Raw genomic sequence first — 19,439 nt, forward strand, 5'->3', positions numbered from 1 at the left:
ATTATAAAATGAGCACTATATTCACAAAAATCATCAACGGTGAAATTCCCTCGTACAAAATTGCGGAAGATGAAAACTTTATAGCATTCTTAGACGCAATGCCATTGGTGAAAGGACATACCCTTGTAGTTCCTAAAAAAGAAGTGGATTTGATTTTTGATCTTGAAAGTGAAGAATACAAAAACCTTTGGGGATTTGCCCAAGAGGTTGCCAAGAAGATCAAAACTGCAATTCCATGTGTAAGAGTAGGAGTAGCGGTAGTAGGACTTGAAGTTCCTCATGCACACATCCATCTGATCCCTTTAAACAAGATGGAAGACATGAACTTCAGAAATGAAAGATTAAAATTAACGAACGAAGAATATACAGAGATTCAAAACTCAATTATTAATTCTTAAAAAACCGAAAATCGTAAAAAAGAAATTTTTTACGATTTTCTTTAACGTATACATATATTATATAATATGAATTCAAACCAGTGTTCTTTCTGCGGTAGAAAAAGAAATGAAGTACAGATGCTGATTTCTGGGCAGAACGGTTTTATTTGTGAAAATTGTATAGAACAAGCACACACTATTGTTAAAGACAGTGCCTCCAAAACAGAATACTCACCTGCAGACAGTATGGAGGAGCTTAAAAAGCCGAAACAGATCAAAGAATTTCTTGATCAATATGTAATTGGCCAGGATCAGGCTAAAAAACAGCTTTCGATAGCTGTTTACAATCACTATAAGAGACTTCTTCATGCTCAGGACGAAAACAGAGAAGTAGAACTTGAGAAGTCCAATATCATTATGATAGGAGAGACGGGAACCGGGAAAACGTTACTGGCAAAAACGATTGCCAGAGAACTGAACGTTCCTTTCTGTATTGTAGATGCAACGATTCTGACTGAAGCCGGATATGTGGGAGAAGATGTTGAAAGTATTCTTTCCAGACTATTGATGGTTGCCGATTATGATGTGGAAAAGGCAGAAAAAGGAATTGTCTTTATTGATGAGATTGATAAAATCGCAAGAAAATCAGATAACCCGAGTATTACAAGAGATGTTTCCGGAGAAGGAGTACAGCAGGGATTATTGAAATTATTAGAAGGAAGTATCGTAAACGTTCCACCACAGGGAGGAAGAAAACACCCGGACCAAAAATATATCCAGGTAAATACGCAAAATATATTATTCATTGCTGGAGGAGCTTTTGACGGGATCAAGGAGATCATCGAAAGAAGAATGAACAAACAGGCAATTGGTTTCAGCTCAGAAAAAATCAATAAAACGGATGAAGACGAGTATGTATTAACAAATATTAATGCAGTCGATCTTCGTTCTTTCGGATTAATTCCCGAACTTTTAGGAAGATTTCCAATCATTACTTACCTCGATAAACTCACAAAAGAAACGTTGGTAAGAATCATGAAGGAGCCTAAAAATTCAATTGTGAATCAATTTGTGGAACTTTTCAAGATGGATGGCACGGATTTGGCAATTACGGACGGAGCAATCGAAAGAATTGTAGAAGAAACCATTGAAAAAGGATTAGGAGCGAGAGGGTTAAGAGGAACTACTGAAAAAGTTCTGGAAGACTATATGTTTTCAATCGGAGAGGACAAAAAGATTGTCTTAACTGAAGATAATATTTTGATTAATAGATAAAAATATTTTTTTTTTATAGAAAAAAATAATACCTTTGCGGGTGAAGATTGTATTAACACACAAATAATTTATACAATGAGAAAAAGTTTATTTGCTATAGGTCTCTTAGCAATCAGTTATTCTGTTCAGGCGCAGATATTATGTCATGTTGACACTGGTGCTAATATGTATGTGAGCGAAGGCACCCTTGTTTATAGTGGGGGCGGTGTACAAACAAGAGATAATGGTCTTGTTGAGTTACACGGAAACATGATGGTCGTAGGAGCAACTACAGACGCTTTTAAAACAATTACAACTGCCGGCGCAGATAAAACTGACGGTGGAAATATTGTTCTAAAAATGAATGATGCTGCCAACTTTGCGACTTCTACTTACGGCCAGTTATATATTCAAGGTTTATCCCAAGCCGGAATTACTGGTATCGTAACTAAGGAATATCGTACCAACAGACAAGGTAACGGTAACTACTTCCAACAAATTGCCCTTCCATTCTTTGGAAAAGCAGTTAGTTCATTATCTACTGAGCTTGGTAAAACTTTTGGAACTACCAGAAGTGTAAACAACGCTAACTCTGTGAATAATGACCTGATCTTAAAATGGAACAACACAAGTGCTGTGTCTGACCATTTCGCTAACCTTTCAACGACGACAAACGACGGTTCAGGTTACTACATGCTAGGTTCAAGAAACAATAACTTGAATTTAGATACTCCTGTATCAGGTTCTGTCTTTACCCTTAACGGAAGGCCTTACGCAGAATTTGCAGCTCCTGTAAATTTGCAAAACGCGGGGAATGTTAATTTTGGACCAAACGGTACCTTTAAAAATTCTTACCAGGAATATTACAATACGTATATTCAGGATCAGTTTGATTTACCTAACGGATCTTGGACAGGTACTTATGGTAAAAACATCTACCAGTTTGGTAACCCATTCCTAACCAACCTTGATTTATCCAAAATCGGATATATTGAGAACGGAACAATTACTGATGGTAACAACATTACCAATGTAATGGGGATTGAGTATACCTCAGGTACTGTAGTAACACAAAATTCCGGAGGTTCTTCTGCAACGTATACAACGGGTGCTCAGATTCAAACATTTGACGCAGCAACTGGTATTCCTGTTGGGGATACAGGGCTTCTTATTAAGCCAATGCAACCATTTATCATTAAGCTTAGAGATAATACAGCTCAGACGTTAAACTTTAACACATTGAGAAGATTCAAAGATGTTGTGAGAGCAAACGGAGTTGATTATAACGTTAACGCGGCAAAAATGAGTCATGGTAATGGTAACAAATCTACGGATAGAGGTACTATAAAACAATTAGCAGTCATTGGTCTTGATGCCAATAAAAATGAAATTGCAAGAACATACTATGTAGTGAGTTCTACTGCAACTTCAGGACACCAGACTTCTATTGCTTCTACAGTACAGGCAGCAGCAACTCCAATGAACCTTATCGGAACATTTGAAGAAGATGCTATCAACGGAGGTTATGATAACAACTATACTGGTAAATATTGGTTGTATATCAATGAAGCTAATGAAAATAACTTCCAAGGGAAGAATGTAATGCTTGTAAACTATGATCAGACTAAGATTAAGTATTACAAATTTGAAATAAAAGAAAATGCTGAACTAATTCCTACAGGAACACATCCACTTTCTGCTGGAATAGGATTCTACTATAAACCTGAAAACGGATCGGTACAACAGGCTAAACAAGGAGATATAATCCCTGTAACTAACGAGGAATATAACTTATACTATGGAGAGCCTAACGGTACGTTAGCTGTTGGTAAAAAAGAAGCAAAACCTTCAAGAACAGCAGTGGTTTATAATCCGGCAATTACAAATTATATTGTTAGATTTGATCCAAACTGGAAAAAAGCAGATATTGAAGTTTATGATATGAGCGGTAAACTAGTAATCTCTAAAAAAGCGGTTGATACATCCAGAGATTTTGTAATCGAGCTTGATGGCTCAGTTAAAAATTCTTACGTTGTAAAAATCGTCTCTGATAAGGGAGAAACTGTTAACACTAAAATCTTAAAATAAACAATATGAAGACTATTAATAAACTAGTATCCGCATTTTTTCTTCTTGCTGTGTTGTTTGTACAAGCGGCGCCACCTGTACCAGGTGGAGGCGGTGGTACCGGAGGACACGGTACCGGTGGGGGAGACCCGGCAGCACCAATTGATATGTATGTATATGTACTTTCTATTGTAGCAATCGCATTTATTGTGTTGTTTACTAAAAAGTATAAAAATGTAAAAGCATAAAATTTTATTAAAATAATATTAAACTCTCTGATTAATCAGAGAGTTTTTTTATTTTTACTCTATGAAAAAGATTTATACACTAGCTGCGGTTATGGCCGCTTTTGCTTTGCAGGCTCAATTTTCAGTGACCATTCAGACCCCTGCAGATTTTAAAGATCAAGACGCTATTCTATATACATTAAACGGTTCAAAAGATGTTATTGTTACTAAAGAACAAAGTAAGAATAACACATGGACATTTAAGTATCCTAGCCATTATATGGGAATGATGAAAGTCTATTTCCCAGGTTCTAATAATACTATAAATTTTATTTCTGAAAATAAAAATATAAGCTTAAAGCTAGACGTTCAGAATAATAAAGTTAAAGATATAATTTATCTTGACGAAGCCAATGAGCTGATGAGTAAGCAGCAGGAAGGATCACAAAAGAAAGAGCTTATTCTCCCGGCTTTAGCTCAGATAAAAGAATATTACAAAGATAATACTGACTTTGGAAAAGCACTGAAAACAGAGATTGAAAGACTTTCCGGAACTTCAGGCTCGATTGATGCTGCACAGCACCCGTTTATATCATATTATAATAGCAATTACAGCAAGTTTCTATCTAACTCATCAGATCCCGCTAAAAAGGTGAATCAGGACGAAATTATTAATTTCCTTGATAAGTCTAATGATATGCTTGAGTCTTCATCATTATTAAGACCGGTATTAGTAGCTTATCTGAATTCAGGTGGAAATACAAATGTAGCAGGTTCTGTGGATAAACTTCTGGATCGTTTAAAAGTAGAAACTCCGAGAGGGCAAACTGTTTTATCTGAATTGATTGAGATCTTTGATGTATACCAGATGGATGATCTTAAGACCAAATATCTTGGTCTTGCCAAGAACCTTAAATGTACTATCAACGATCGACTTGCTTCTACCTTAAAATCTAATGCCAATGTAGAAATTGGAGCAGCTTTCCCTAATTATAAATTCAAGTCACCGGCTAATACGACAGCAAAATCAATTTATGATGTAAAAGCAGATAAAAAGGTTGTTGTTTTCTGGTCTTCTACCTGTTCACATTGTGAAACTGAGCTTCCAAAATTATTGGAAAAATACAATGATTTAAAGTCCAAAAATATTCAGGTGATTGGCCTTTCTTTAGATGTTGACAAAAGCTCGTACACAAAAAGGATTGCGGCATTTCCATGGGTTAATGATTCCGAATTACAGGGATGGAATAGTAGTTACGTAGATATGTACAATGTGCATGCAACTCCGACGTATTTTATTTTAGATGCTAACAACAAGATAATCAATAAACCAGAGCATGTTGGCAATGTTTTAGAGTATTTTAAACTAAAATAATTTTGGTAGTTAAAATATAATTTCTATATTTGCACCACCAAAAAGGCGAGGTAGCTCAGTTGGTTAGAGCGCAGGATTCATAACCCTGAGGTCACGGGTTCAATTCCCGTCTTCGCTACAAAAAGCCGCAATCATTGTTTATCATGATTGCGGTTTTTGCTTTTAAAAACCATAAGGTTTTCTATTCTAATTTCTCAAATTATTTTCTTTTTATAGACTTACATCTTCTTAACCTAAAATTAAAGATATTCCGGGTCTCATTCTTATATATTGTAGATTCTTACTATTCATAGTTTTTTTGAGTCAAACAGCAGCTAAAATAGGATGATCTGACGGGAACTCCATCGTATTATGTAATTGTGACAAAAAGTCTTTTTTGACTTTCTTTTCGATGTAATTATTCATATGTGAACGTGCAGATGTTGATTCAGTCGGCATGCACAAAAAAACCGTTATCACTGTATGAAACGGTTTTGTTTTTTTATTCTTAATACAATTTATCAGGATTGATATCCCAGTAGCTTTCTGATCTGATAGAAGAACCTTTCGATAAGTCTTAAATCCTGCGTAACAATTTCCGCACTACCTCTAAGCTCTTTATCGAATACCAATGTTTTATTATAGCTTGTTTTTAGCCCTTTCGGTAAAACTACATCTACATAGTAATTTCCTTTATCATCAGGAATAAGAGAGATATTCTGTACTTTTCCTTCTATAATACCATATTCCTGGAAACGGTAATTGTCAAGTTTAATCAAGACTTTTTCTCCCTGAGTAATCTTTCCGGAATTAATTGTAGGCACTGACATTCTACCCACTAGTTTTTCCTTGTTCCTAGGTAGGATAGATAAGATCGGTTCTCCGGCCTTTACAAACTGATTTTCGCCAAAAAACTGTTGAAAGCTGGCAACACCATCAGTAGATGAAATAACAAGATAATTCTGCTCCCATTGCTTTAATGATTTGCGTAGCTGTTCAAACAACTGCAGTGTTTGTGAAGAATAAGTGATCTTATCTTTTTCAGTATTAATGGCGGTTCCACTTTTGGTTTTGTTAAGATTGGAAATACCTTCTTCTGATTGAGAGATGGAAATATTAATATTTTCCATGTTTTGTTGAGCCTGAAGATATTTAATCTTTTCATTTTCAAGTTCCATGGCAGAAATAACTCCTTGATTGTAAAGTTCCTGAGATCTCTGGAAGTTTTTCTTGGTAAGATCATACTTCGCTGATTCCAGATTTTTCTGCTGCTTTAATGTAGCAATTCTTATTCTGTATTCTGAAATGCTGTTATTGGCAGCCAGGCTTTCCGGAGCATAAGGTTGTAATCTGGTGAAAAGCTCTTCATCCTGAAATGCTTTTGCAAAGCTGTTGTAATCACCCTGTAATTCTCCAAGTTTAAATCTTGAAGCTACAGCAAGTGGAAAAGATACGATCTGATTAGGCGCAATAGAATCTACCAGTTTTTTCAATTCCAGTACATCTTGATAATTGGCAGCAGATTGCATCACCATCATTACATCTCCTTTTTTTACTTCCTGATGGTCTTTGATAAATATTTTTTCAATTTTGGAACCAATCCTTGCCTCCATTTTTTCAGGAGGATTTTGAGAGGTTACAATAATAGGAGCCGGTACGAACTCCGGATATTTTATAATATAACTCATTGCGAGAATGAGCAGGAGAATAATAAATATAACCGTGTTTCCCCAGCGGATCATCCAATGTGGAGGCTGGGTAAGAATATCCTGTACGCTTTCTGAGCGGAGTTCAATATTGTCTAAAACGTCTTCTTTCATTTTTCTGAGGTAAAATTTCCCCCATTATTTCAGAGGGAATATAAATTAAATAAATGGACAGTTTCCGTCGTACCATGACGGAGGACTTGTATCAGCATCCGGTGGACATGCAATGTGATGCATTCTGCATGGCATCCAACTTCCCAGGCACCAAGACCCACAACAGTTGTTGTCCGGAGGAATTACAACTCCTCCACTTACGAAGGCTAGATCCTTTCTTGAGATCTTTTTTAAATTTTTCATAAATATTAGTTTTTTTGTTTTTCCTACTCTGTAAGCTTTTCGGATCCCGCTGTATTGATTTTCATGATATTAATTTCCTAATTCCAGCTGATTTCTAACCAGCCTGTAGTATTCTCCTCTCAAATCTACTAAATCGGCATGACTTCCTTCTTCTACAACTCTTCCGTTATCCAGTACAATGATTTTATCAGCATGTTTTACGGTGGAAAGTCTGTGGGCAATAACTACTGCGGTTTTTCCTCTGAAGAACTGTTCGAGATTTTCCATAATGATTTTTTCATTATTGGCGTCCAATGCAGAGGTTGCTTCATCAAACAAAATATATTCAGGTGATTTGTACACTGCTCTGGCAATGAAAAGTCTTTGCTTTTGTCCTCCACTTACTCCAACTCCTTCATTTCCGATTTTTGTATTATAGCTTAAAGGAAGTCCTTCGATGAATTCTTTGATGTTGGCAATTTCTACTGCACGTCTTAGTTTCTTTTTGTCAATATGATCTTCACCAACGGCAATATTATTGGCAATAGTGTCATTAAATACGTAGCCTTCCTGCATTACGACACCACAATGGTCTCTCCAGTACCTCGGAGATATATTTTTAAGGCTGGTGTTTCCGATTCTAATATCACCCTGGTCAGGGTCGTAAAATTTCATCAGGAGTTTTAATAATGTTGTCTTTCCACTTCCGCTGGCACCTACAATAGCGGTAGTTTTTTGATAAGGAATGGTAAGGCTCAGATCTTCGAAGACAGGAACATCAGATCCAATATATCTGAAGGACATATTGGTAATTTCAATATCCCTGTGTGGAATTTCTGTAGCATATTGTTCATTTTTATCTTCTTCATCTTCTTTATCGTGAATTTCACCTAATCTTTCAAGGGAAATTTTAGCATCCTGCGATTGTTTTATAAAGTCGATCAATTGCAGAAGGGGACTGTTAAGCTGTCCGATAATATATTGTACCGAAAGCATCATCCCTAAAGTAAGATTTCCGCTCAATACTAATTTTGCAGAAAGGAAACTCACAAGAATGTCTTTCATCTGGTTGATAAAGTTCCCTCCAACGGATTGCCACTGTTCTAAAGAAAGAGATTTTATTCTGATTTTAAATAATTTAACCTGAAGAAATTCCCAATCCCATCTTTTTTGTTTTTCGGCATTATGCATTTTGATTTCCTGCATCCCGTTAATCAGCTCAATCACCTTGCTTTGCTCCTGAGAAACCTGAGAGAATCTTTTGTAGTCAAGTTCTTTTCTTTTTTTAAGGAAGAAACTGATCCATCCGATATATAATACAGCTCCTACGAGATAGACAATGAATAGTCTGTAATCATAAAATAAAAGAACGATACTGAAGATGATAAGGTTCACCAATGAGAATAGAGTATTTAACGATGAGCTTGTAAGAAGCTGTTCTATTCTGTGGTGGTCGTTGATCCTTTGCATGATATCTCCGGTCATTCTGGTATCAAAAAAGCTTATCGGCAGTTTCATCAGTTTGATAAAGAAATCGGAGATGATTGAAATATTAATTCTGGCTGAAAGATGGAGGAGAATCCAGCTTCGGATTACTTCTATTCCCATTCTTCCAAGGAAAAGCATAATTTGGGCAAGCAATACCACGTAGATAAAGTTAATATCCTGGTTCTGTATCCCGACGTCTACGATACTTTGGGTAAGAAACGGGAAGATTAGCGAGAGTAAACTTCCTCCTAAAAGACCTACCGCAAGCTGTATAACAAGAGATTTATACTTAAGGAGATATTTAGAAAGGAAAGTGAAACTAGCCTTGCTCTCATCGGTATCAAATTCAGTTTGGAAGAATGCCGGTGTAGTTTCCAGAATAAGGGCGATTCCCTCTTCTGTATTTTCGTTAGCGTTTTCTCCGATCCAAAATGTAATGAATTCTTCTCGGGTATAGGTGATCAGTCCATAGCTGGGATCTGATATATATACTTTGTTATTTTTGTCAATTTTATAAACAACAACAAAATGATTTTTATTCCAGTGTACGATACACGGAAACGGAACTTCTTCTACAAGGGTATTAAAGTCGATTTGGACTCCCACTGAACGGAATCCCAGGTTTTCTGCAGCATCGCTCAGACCAAGAAGGCTACTTCCTTCGCGAGTGGTCTCAGAAAGGTTTCGGATTTGTTGTAAAGATATGCTTCTGCCGTAGTATTTACTTACGATTCTAAGGCAGGTAGGCCCACAGTCTTTAGTGTCTGGCTGCTTATAAAAAGGAAATTTTTTCAAAACTAATACTCATTATAAAATGTCGTCATATTTTGACGACATTTTTTCTTTTATTCAATATTATAATTCAAATACATGGTTGTTATTAGTAATAACACCATTTGTTGCAAGCATTTATTGCCCCTTCTTTAGGTGGGTTTGTTTTGGATTCACAATAGCTTGCCTCACTTTGGATTCTGGCACATTCTTGAGTAATACCCCCTTTCAGGGTTCTTAGATTCTCTCTTGAAAGTTTTTTAATGTTTTTCATGATCAATAGTTTTTAGCTTTTCCTACTCTTTTATAGCTTTTCGGATATCGCTTTTGTTTTTCCTAAGATAGTGAAATTTTAATATCAACGACATTTATTAACTGATGTCTTCATCTTCTATTAATTCATCAATAAAATACACAATATCTTCTCTGTCATATTTCTCAGGAAACTGATATCCGTTGATAATAAGGATGGGAGTAAAGTTTAATCCGGCGTTACTATTTTCTCTGGACATTTCAACTAATGGTTCCAGGTTTTCTGACGTTACAGTACCTCCTGACAATTGATTGATTTTACTTTCATCTCTTGTTTCAAACCACTCTTCTACAGCGTGTAAAAATTCTTTTTCCGGTTTATTGTGATAAATATATGTAAGATCAGAAATTAAATGAGTGTACTTTTCGTTGGCTCTGTCCGGAGTATAATTGAATCTCATTTGTAAAGAAATATCATTAGGATACTTTTCTAAAAGTCCTTCTGCCAATTTATGAGCATCTTTACAGAAACCGCAATAAGGATTGGAAACGATGGAGATACGAAGCGGAGAATCTTTTTTTCCCACTACAAAAGTTTCAGTATTCTGAAATTCTACTTTTTCCTTTTCTAAGAGTTGACTTTTAAAAAGCTCGTAGTTTCTTTTAAATCTAAGATTTTTTGCGTTGGATTTTTGAAGTACTTCTTTTTGTTCAAGCAGGGTATTAAAATATAAAACAGCGGAAAAAATAAGTACCCATAAAATAGCCGTTAATAGAAATGCGCCTATTCCTAAAGGTGAATTTTGGAAAAATAGAATGCTGATTACCAGTTGTCCTACTAAAATTGAAATAATCAACAGACAAACTCTACAAAATGCTTTCTCCACGAAAGCCTGAATGTATAGAGAATACCCAATTGCTATAATGGAAACAAAAGTAAATCCTTTCACAATATAAGCTGTTGTGGGTAAAAATAACCCTAATACTGCAATTCCTGTAAAATAAATCAACGAGAAATCTGCAAATTTTAAACCTAAAATACTGGTTTTATCCTGCTTTATAATTTTATCACAGGAATTTGTTGTTTGGCTAGCTGCAGCGCTTCCGCCTCCACCACAAATGCTCCCGATTACAGTTGAAACATTTCCGAATTTTTGGTTAAAAATTTCAAGTGAAATATACACTCCTGCTAATGAAAGAAGGTTAAAAATGGCTTCAGTGATGGTTTGGCTTATCGCAGAATAAATAAGGATAACGGCAAAAAGAGCATACAGAATCGGTTTGAAGTCGAATGCCGATTTATTTTCTGCACTTTCAGTTTTTTCAAATAACAGTACAAAGTCAGTAGAATTTTTATAAAGTTCTTCTTTGTTGAGTGTTTTTGCTTTCTCAGAATACACAGAATAACTATTTCCTGATTTTTTTACCAGAGAGAAAGAATTTTCAACAATGGCTATAAACTCTTCCGGAAGTTCGTCCCAATATTCTTTATCAAGTTCATAGGCATCGTTTTTTACACCCAAAAAGTTTAAAGTATCACTGAACGCCAGTGCTGATGGGTAATTGGGATGAGAATTGAACTGGAAAATAAATTCCTGTTTGTCAAGTTTCAGATAGTTTATTAGTTTGTCAAAAATCATATTAATATTTTTATCTAAAATACACAGATGTTTTAAATAAACAAAAATTTTTTTCTTTTATTAGTGAGATATAAGCGGGTGTTGGTAGATTTGATTTGAGTTTCAATATTTTATTTTACGATGTTTTATTTTTGTAACAGATTTTCAGGTTGTAATACTGTATTGCTTTTTGTTTCAAAGGATTTTTACTCCAGTCTTCCAATTCTACACAATATGGATTGTAACCACATTTCAGGCTTTTACCTGAAACAAACATACAAAAGTCTGAATCTCAAAAAAAGCTTTAAGATTTTAGATTTATAAATTTATAATGGTTTTTTATAAGGTTGTAGGATTTAAATAATTGACAATTAGTTATTTAATTCTTTTTTTGTCGTCTATATTGTTGATTTCTTTAATGTACATAGACAAAGTAGTGCCTGTTTTTTTCTTAAAAGCCAAAGAAAAAGCCTGTTCATTATTATATCCCAATTCTTCAGCAATGACAGCTACTTTATAGGAACGGAACTTCTTATCTTTTACCAATCTGTTTAGAGCAAAATCAATTCTAAGATCATTCAGGTAGGTAGCAAAGTTTTTCCCTTTATGAGTATTGATTATTTCTGATAAATAAGCTGTGTTTGTTTTTATATTTTTTGCCAAGCTGGCTAAAGTGATCCCTTTTTTCAGAAAAAGCTCTCTGGATTCAAATATTCTCAATTCTTGTAATATAAATTGAATGACCTCTTCAGATATGATTTTAGAGGCCTTATCATCTTGTTCACTTTGTTCCGGAGTTGGTATATGAGCTATTTCAGTATCTTTGGCTTCATTTTTTATATTGCTTTCTTCAAGAGTTCTCTTTTCAACCCAACTGATTAAGTCCTGTGCAATTTTTCTTTGCTCTCTTTCTTTCTTTTTAGATTTGAAATAGAGATATATAACCAATAAAAGAGTTATTATCAGTAGGCTGACAGAAATGTACAGAATGTTTTTTCTTGTCTTTAGATCTTCTATAATATTTTCTTTTTCCTGTAAGAGGTTAGGAGTATCATATTTTTTTGGTAATTCTGTAGATAGGTAAAGAACTTGTTCATCAAGCTTCTTATCGACTTTTAGGAATCGATCGATATAATACAATTGCTTTTCTTTATTTCCTTTTTCCTTATAATAATCTACTAGAAAAGTATACGCCTCCCGAAGTTCAGGAAATACTAAGTCATGTTTTTGTACACTGGAATCTAATTTAATATAAGCCTCTAAAGCTTTTTCTTTATTTTTTGTTCCTTCATAAGATTTTCCAAGATTGTAAAGACTGTAATTAGCACTGCTATTTTCGCCGGATTTAGAAAAATAATTGTAGGCATTGTTTAATTTGGTGATTGCAGTATCGTAATTTTTTACCTTAAGATCGTAGCTTCCGGATAAATACGAATAGAGATATGGCTCGTATTTATTTTTATTGATGAGCGCTAATTTTTGTCCTTCATTAATTAAGATATTAGCAGAATCTAGTTTATTCATTTCCAGATAACAACTTATTAAAGCTAAGCGCATCTGGCTGCTCTGTTGATCATCTATTATGTTATCCCTATGATAAAGATAATATCTGAAAACTTTTGCAGCTTCAATATTTTTACCTATATAATTATTGATATAGGCAATATTTATATTAGCATAAGCGATTTGCTTTTTATCATTTTGTTCTTTTGCATATTTAAGTCCCAAAATGTAATTATCCAGTGCTGCCTTTAAGTTGTTGTGCGTGTAATATAGACCTCCTTTGATGAGATAAGTGCGTGCGGGATACAAACCACCTTTTATATTGTTTGTGATTGAAGCCATACTATCAATATATAGTAGAGCTGTTGGAAAATCTGCATCGAAATGAACAAGATTATAACCTTCCGCTATTTCGAGAGTATTTTTTTCTTTTTTTGCTCTCTGGAGATAATATTTTGCTATTTGAGCGGCTTCAGAAATTCTATTATGCTGAAAGTGATCATAGATTTTATCCTTCAGTTCTGAATATTTCAGTTCATCCAGGCTATCAGTTTTGTTCTGTTGTGCAGTAATGAAACTGCTAAATAATATTATAAATAAAAAAAAATATTTCATCATCTCATAAATACAGTGACAAATTTACATTTTTATTGCTAAAAAAAAATCACTACTAGACTGTGTCAATAAAAATGTAATTGACTGATATTGAATTTTTTTTGAAGTAATTAAAATATGAATTTATAAATCTAGGGTTCATTTTTATGGTAAACTTGAAAAATATTCTTTTATTTGTCACAATGTTTTAAATATATTATCATGAAAAAAACAATTGAACAAGGAAAAAAATTATCATTGAAAAAAACACAAATCATGAAAATTAATAACATGAAGACTATCACCGGAGGCGGAGGTGGTCGTGAAATGAATTTTAATACCGGTGGAGATGAACCTCCAACACTTATTCCTCAAAAACCTGAGACAATAATACGTTAGGAGCATGAGGCAATTAATACTTATCATTACTTTTTTTTATTTAATTTCTGTACATGGCCAGAAAAGTAATCCGGCTCCATCTTTTCCGGTAACCGAGGAGTATTTTGGAACTAAGGTGGTGGATCAGTACAGAAATTTGGAAGATTTGGAAAATCCTTCTACAAAATTATGGATGAAAACACAGACCGAATATACCAATTCTCTGCTTAATCAAATTCCCAAAAGGCGTTACTATCTGGAACAAAGATTAGGATTTGATGGTAGACAAGGATTTTCTGTATCTGACTTAAAAATTACAAGTAATAATAAATATTTTTACCTGAAGAAAAGTAGTAATGAAAAAACTGCCAAGCTTTATTATCGAGAAGGATTTTCTGGAAAAGAAGAGTTTCTTTTCGACCCTACAAATTTCAGAAACTCTGATGGGAATCACGAATACATAATCAATTATATTAGTCCAAGTCACAAAGGAGATAAGATAGCTATTGCCATGGCTGAAAAAGGAAAGGAATTGGCAGAAGTAGTTATTATGGAGGTTAAGGATAAATATATCCGCCCTGAAATTATAAGTAATACAATGCCTGCTAATGTTGGTGGAATATATTGGCTTGATGATAATTCTGGTTTTTTTTACACTTATTTTCCTCTTAATGATGTAAGATCTCGTGACTTCTATAAGAATACACAGATTATTTTATATAAAATAGGAACTAACCCAAAAGAATTAAAGGATATTTTTTCTACTAAAAATAATCCTGAATTAAAATTAGATGAAAATAAACCTCCCATTATCTTAGATGATAATGAGAAGTACTACACAGTAATGCTGCTTGATAACAGTTATTACAGGCAAACATTTATAATTTCAAAACAAGATTTATTAAAAGATAAAAAAACATGGAATCCTCTTTATGATAAAGATGATAAGGTAAGATCTTTACAGCTTGCTGATAAGGAAATGTATTTTTTATCTCAGTATAATTCTCAAAATTACACTCTTTGTAAAACTAATTTTGAAAAACCAAATTTCAGAAATCCTATAACCCTGGTTTCTGAAAGAAAAGATGAAGTTATTGGTCAGTATAGAATAACTAAAGATGGGATCTACTACACAACTATCAAAAATGGAGTAGAAGCGAAACTATACCTATATAAAGATGGTAAAGATACTCCTATCAAGCTTCCATATCCATCGGGAAGCATCAGCTTACAAGCAAAAGGGAAAGAATTTTCGGATCTGTGGGTTAGCTGTTCCGGTTGGGCAAATGAAGAACAACGTTTCAAATATGAGCTGAATACAAATTCCTTTTTTACAGAGAATATAGCTCCTACCACAGAATATCCGGAATTTAAAGATATCGTAGTTGAGGAAATTACTGTGAAAGCAAGAGATGGTGAAGAAATACCATTGTCTCTTATCTATAATAAAAATAGTAAAAGGAATGGGAAGAACCCTGTTTTAATAGATGCTTACGGAGCTTATGGAATATCTAGAAATCCGGTTTTTGCAAGGATGTATTTATTATGGGTAAAAGAAGGAGGTGTTTTTGCGATTGCCCATGTAAGAGGAGGTGCAGAAAAAGGAGAAAAATGGCGTTTGGGAGGATATAAAGAAACTAAGCCTAATTCATGGAAAGATTTAATTGATTGTACGGATTATTTAATTAATGAAAAATATACCTCAAAAGATAAAGTGGCAATCTGGGGAGCTAGTGCAGGAGGAATTACAGTAGGACGAGCAATAACTGAAAGACCGGATTTGTTTAAAGCTGCAATTCTGGAGGTTCCAACGACTAATGCTTTACGAGATGTACTCTCCTCTACGAGTAGTGCAGATGAATATGGTTCAACTAAAGATTCTGAAGGATTTAAAGCCTTATTGGAAATGGATGCTTATCAACATATCAAAAAAGGAGTCCGTTATCCGGCAACTTTTATAACGGGTGGAATAAATGACCCTAGAGTATTTGTCTGGGAGCCTGTGAAATTTGCTGCAAAACTGCAAGCGGCTAATGCGTCAAAAAATCCTGTATTACTTCAGGTGGACTATGAAGGTGGGCACGGCATGAATACCACTGCAGCTCATGCGCATTCGAATCTTTCAGATATTTTTGCCTTTGCTTTCTGGCAGTTGGGACATCCGGACTATCAGCCAAAAGAAAATACAAAAAAATAAAATGCCTCGTTTTCCCTATCAATTTTTTGATAAATTTATTGTACGTACTCCCTTATTTTCATACAAGAAGTTTGAAGAGACGTTCAATCAAGAAGAGATTTCTCATGATGAGTTGACAGGTATTTGTACTCATCGAGTATTTCAGGAAGCCATTTATTTAGCCTCCCCATATCTATACAATGAGATTAAACAATGGCTTTCCGGGAAAGATCTGGCATCAAAGCAGGATCAAAAACTTAAAAATACTCTATTGAAATATTATAGCCGAATGACTACCAGATGTACTCCTTTCGGTTTATTTTCTGATGTGGGGTTAGGTAATTTTGAAGACAACAAAATTGAGCAGAATCATTCCCTTTCAGAGAAAATAAGAGATACTAAACTGGACATGCATTTCCTTGTAGGTTTGGCTTATCAATTTATTAAAACAGAACATATCAGAAACTGCTTATTATTTTATCCTAATAATAGCATTTATCGCATTGGGACCAAGATTCGTTATATTGAATATCAATATGATAAAGGGAAGAGAGACTATATCATATCATCAGCTCCTATTTCTGACGAATTGCAAAAAATATTAGACTTTTCAAAAGAAGGAAGAACGATTAAGCAACTTTCCGGGGTTCTTGTTAATGAAGATATTGCATCAGAAGATGCCGAAGAATTTATAAATGAATTAATAGAGAATCAGGTTCTGGTAAGTGAAATGGAGCCCAATGTTTCAGGAAAAGACTTTCTCGATATTCTGATTTCTGTATTGAATAGAATAGATGCTGATACTGAAAGTAAGAGATTACTTTTAATAAAGGAAAAACTAAGCGGGCTAGATCAAAATATTGGAAATGACCCTTTTCTTTATGCTGAGATCGAAGAACTCATCAAGGCTTTTACAACAGAATATGAACAGAAATATATTTTTCAAACAGATCTTTACAATAAAAATGAATTTTCTTTATCATCGGATTGGAAGAAAGAATTAAAAAAAGGAATCGGTTTTTTAAATAAAATTACTTTGTCCCGAAAAGACAGTCATTTTGAAAAGTTCAAAAGAGTTTTTAGTGAGAGATTTGAAGGTCAGGAACTACCTTTGAGTTATGTTCTGGATACTGAAGTCGGAATTGGCTACAGACAAAATCTTTCTGCCGATGGTATTCATCCATATCTTGACGATTTAGATTTTTCGAAACAACCACAAAATTTAATTATTGAGATCAATCCGGTGAGTAAAATTCTGAACAAAAAAGTGCAGGATGCTTTACTTGAAAATCAGAATACCATTCAATTAACAGATGAAGATTTTATAGATTTTGCAGAAAATTGGGATCTTATACCGGATACGCTGTCTTTTATGGCTGAAATTGTATCTGAAAATCATAGTGAAAAATTATATTTAAAAGGGAGTAGTGGGAGCAGTGCTGGAAACTTGTTAGGCAGATTTTGTTCTGAAAAAACTGAAATAAGTGAATTAACAAAAAGAATCACAGTAAAGGAAAAAGAATTAAATCCGGATCATATCCTGGCGGAAGTTATACATTTACCCGAAGCGCGAATAGGAAATATTATAAGAAGGCCAACTTTAAGAGAATACGAAATTCCATATTTAGCGCAATCTGTAGTGCCAAAAGAAAACCAGATACCGGTAGAAGATCTGTTAATTTCTTTGAAAAACAATAAGATTGTATTGCGGTCTAAGAGGTTAAATAAGGAAATTAAGCCTTGCCTTACTAATGCTCATAATTACTTTACAAATACTTTACCTGTATATCATTTCTTATCAGATTTTCATTCACAGGATCATAGATCCGGACTATCTTTCAGCTGGGAAGGGCTGGATAAAATATATAATTTTTTACCCAGAGTAGAATATAAAAATAGTATTCTTTCAAAAGCTCGATGGAAACTAAGTGAAAAAGATATTTCTTTTTTGGTGAGTAAAGGTTGTGAGAAGAAACAATTTTTAAATCAAATTACAAACTGGAGAATTAAAAGAAAAATTCCTGTATGGATACAATGGATAGAGTTTGATCATACTGTAACGATGAACCTTGAAAATTACGATATGGCAAAGCTCCTTATTCAAACCATTCAAAGTAAGAAGACCATTGTTATAGAAGAATGTCTGTTTAATCATAATGAAGATTTTAAGCGTGAATTTATCTTTCCAATGTATAAATTAAAATAAAATGTTGATAAAAAGAACGTTTATTCCAGGAAGTGAATGGCTGTATATCAAAATTTATACAGGAGTGAAAACAGCGGATGTTATTTTGGAAGAAGCTGTGAACCCTTTACTGCAAAAATTGCAGGAAGAAGACTTAATAAGAAAATGGTTCTTTATACGGTATAATGATCCAAAAATTCATCTTCGGCTGCGTTTCGAACTTTCGGACATTCATCATTTTAGTAAAGTTCTGTCACTGATCACTGATTGTTTGCAGGAGCATATCGATTCCGGAGAGATTTCGGAATTTTTAGTAGATGTCTATAAAAGGGAAGTTGAGCGGTACGGAGAGCAAACTATTGAAGCAGCTGAATTTTTATTTTGGAAGAGCAGCAATGAAATACTTCGGGAGTATCTGCACTTTGATGATGAAGAGAAAATTATGGTCGCCCTTTTTCATATCGATAAAATGTTAGATTATTTAGGGTTAACGATTCACGAAAAAGTAGAGTGGGCAGGCCATGGTAATCAGTCTTTTAAAAAGGAATTTAATGCAGATAAGAGACTGAACAGTCAGTTGGATAAGAAGTACAGGGTGTTTACTTCTCAATATTCAGAATTTGTCGAATCCGATGATTACATGCCTTTCAAGAAGATTATTCAAAAGAATATAAATGAGTGTGAAGAGGTGTTACAATATATAAAAAGTAACAACCCAGACGCTATTCAAACCTTTTTTCCAAGTGTATTTCATATGCATGTCAACCGGTTGTTTATTTCAAATCAGCGGTTGTTTGAGATGATTATTTATGATTATCTGTCCAGATACTATAAATCACTTGCTTTTAAAAATTGATAAAGAATTAGCTTTCATTATTGGAATAGGTCTTCTATTTTCAAACAATTTAATCTTTCTGATGGCTTAACCGGAGGATATTATACACAGAAATACCTTATTTCTAAGATTCCAATCTTAAATTATTGCGTCCAATAATAATATCTTTCTAAGATTTTGAGTAGAAAAAACTTCAAAAGTTTAATGAACTAAAGAGCATTTATTTTTAAAAATATTTTTAATTATAATGAAGATAACTCCAATTTTTCATTCATGAAAAATATAGAATAACTGGAATATTTAATTATTAAACAAAT

General features: G+C 33.9%; 14 protein-coding genes and 1 tRNA gene. 10 read left to right on the forward strand and 5 right to left on the reverse strand.

Annotation, left to right across the window (positions count from 1 at the left end; all coding sequences use genetic code 11):
- The first annotated feature begins 8 nt into the window (after positions 1-8).
- The 6 genes from EG342_RS08865 to EG342_RS08890 all read left to right on the forward strand — a co-directional run bounded on the left by EG342_RS08865 (position 9) and on the right by EG342_RS08890 (position 5,418).
- Positions 9-398 (forward strand): HIT family protein, encoded by a 390-nt coding sequence (locus EG342_RS08865; protein ID WP_045492597.1) that lies wholly within the window; start codon positions 9-11, stop codon positions 396-398.
- A gap of 66 nt (positions 399-464) precedes the next feature.
- Positions 465-1,652, forward strand: a complete 1,188-nt coding sequence (gene clpX / locus EG342_RS08870) for an ATP-dependent Clp protease ATP-binding subunit ClpX (RefSeq protein ID WP_103294251.1) — start codon at positions 465-467, stop codon at positions 1,650-1,652.
- 75 nt (positions 1,653-1,727) lie between these two features.
- Positions 1,728-3,719: a T9SS type A sorting domain-containing protein gene (locus tag EG342_RS08875; RefSeq protein ID WP_103294250.1), complete on the forward strand. Its 1,992-nt coding sequence runs from the start codon at positions 1,728-1,730 to the stop codon at positions 3,717-3,719.
- A gap of 5 nt (positions 3,720-3,724) precedes the next feature.
- Positions 3,725-3,946 (forward strand): signal peptidase, encoded by a 222-nt coding sequence (locus EG342_RS08880; RefSeq protein ID WP_103294249.1) that lies wholly within the window; start codon positions 3,725-3,727, stop codon positions 3,944-3,946.
- A gap of 61 nt (positions 3,947-4,007) precedes the next feature.
- Entirely contained in the window at positions 4,008-5,300 is a 1,293-nt protein-coding gene (locus tag EG342_RS08885; RefSeq protein WP_103294248.1) for a TlpA family protein disulfide reductase, read from the forward strand.
- A 44-nt stretch (positions 5,301-5,344) separates the two neighbouring features.
- Positions 5,345-5,418: transfer RNA gene (locus tag EG342_RS08890), tRNA-Met, on the forward strand.
- 382 nt (positions 5,419-5,800) lie between these two features.
- On the opposite strand, the gene EG342_RS08895 is transcribed toward EG342_RS08890, so the two are convergent.
- The 5 genes from EG342_RS08895 to EG342_RS08910 form a co-directional block, all read right to left on the reverse strand.
- Positions 5,801-7,099: an HlyD family secretion protein gene (locus EG342_RS08895; protein ID WP_103294247.1), complete on the reverse strand. Its 1,299-nt coding sequence runs from the start codon at positions 7,097-7,099 to the stop codon at positions 5,801-5,803.
- 312 nt (positions 7,100-7,411) lie between these two features.
- Positions 7,412-9,604 carry a peptidase domain-containing ABC transporter gene (locus EG342_RS08900; RefSeq protein WP_103294246.1) on the reverse strand — a complete coding sequence of 731 codons (2,193 nt, stop codon included), beginning with the start codon at positions 9,602-9,604 and terminating at the stop codon, positions 7,412-7,414.
- Positions 9,605-9,689: 85 nt separating this feature from the next.
- A complete protein-coding gene (locus EG342_RS25125; RefSeq protein WP_164465164.1) occupies positions 9,690-9,854 on the reverse strand; it encodes a bacteriocin-like protein in 165 nt (54 codons plus the stop codon).
- 97 nt (positions 9,855-9,951) lie between these two features.
- Positions 9,952-11,472 (reverse strand): vitamin K epoxide reductase family protein, encoded by a 1,521-nt coding sequence (locus EG342_RS08905; protein WP_103294245.1) that lies wholly within the window; start codon positions 11,470-11,472, stop codon positions 9,952-9,954.
- 354 nt (positions 11,473-11,826) lie between these two features.
- Positions 11,827-13,572 carry a helix-turn-helix domain-containing protein gene (locus tag EG342_RS08910; protein WP_103294244.1) on the reverse strand — a complete coding sequence of 582 codons (1,746 nt, stop codon included), beginning with the start codon at positions 13,570-13,572 and terminating at the stop codon, positions 11,827-11,829.
- A gap of 252 nt (positions 13,573-13,824) precedes the next feature.
- Between EG342_RS08910 and EG342_RS25625 the strand changes: the two genes are divergently transcribed.
- Genes EG342_RS25625 through EG342_RS08925 form a run of 4 tightly spaced genes read left to right on the forward strand, consistent with a single transcriptional unit; the run spans position 13,825 to position 19,143 of the window.
- Entirely contained in the window at positions 13,825-13,947 is a 123-nt protein-coding gene (locus EG342_RS25625) for a hypothetical protein (protein WP_260232383.1), read from the forward strand.
- A gap of 4 nt (positions 13,948-13,951) precedes the next feature.
- The gene (locus tag EG342_RS08915) at positions 13,952-16,123 is read left to right on the forward strand and encodes a prolyl oligopeptidase family serine peptidase (protein ID WP_103294243.1); all 2,172 of its coding nucleotides are present in this window, start codon (positions 13,952-13,954) and stop codon (positions 16,121-16,123) included.
- 1 nt (position 16,124) lies between these two features.
- Positions 16,125-18,308, forward strand: coding sequence for a lantibiotic dehydratase family protein (locus tag EG342_RS08920; RefSeq protein ID WP_103294305.1), 2,184 nt, complete (start codon positions 16,125-16,127; stop codon positions 18,306-18,308).
- Between the two features lies 1 nt (position 18,309).
- Complete coding sequence (locus tag EG342_RS08925; RefSeq protein WP_103294242.1) at positions 18,310-19,143, forward strand: thiopeptide-type bacteriocin biosynthesis protein; 834 nt, start codon at positions 18,310-18,312, stop codon at positions 19,141-19,143.
- Positions 19,144-19,439: the final 296 nt, after the last annotated feature.

It is taken from the genome of Chryseobacterium lactis (assembly GCF_003815875.1).
In the GTDB taxonomy this organism is placed as follows: Bacteria; Bacteroidota; Bacteroidia; order Flavobacteriales; family Weeksellaceae; genus Chryseobacterium; species Chryseobacterium lactis.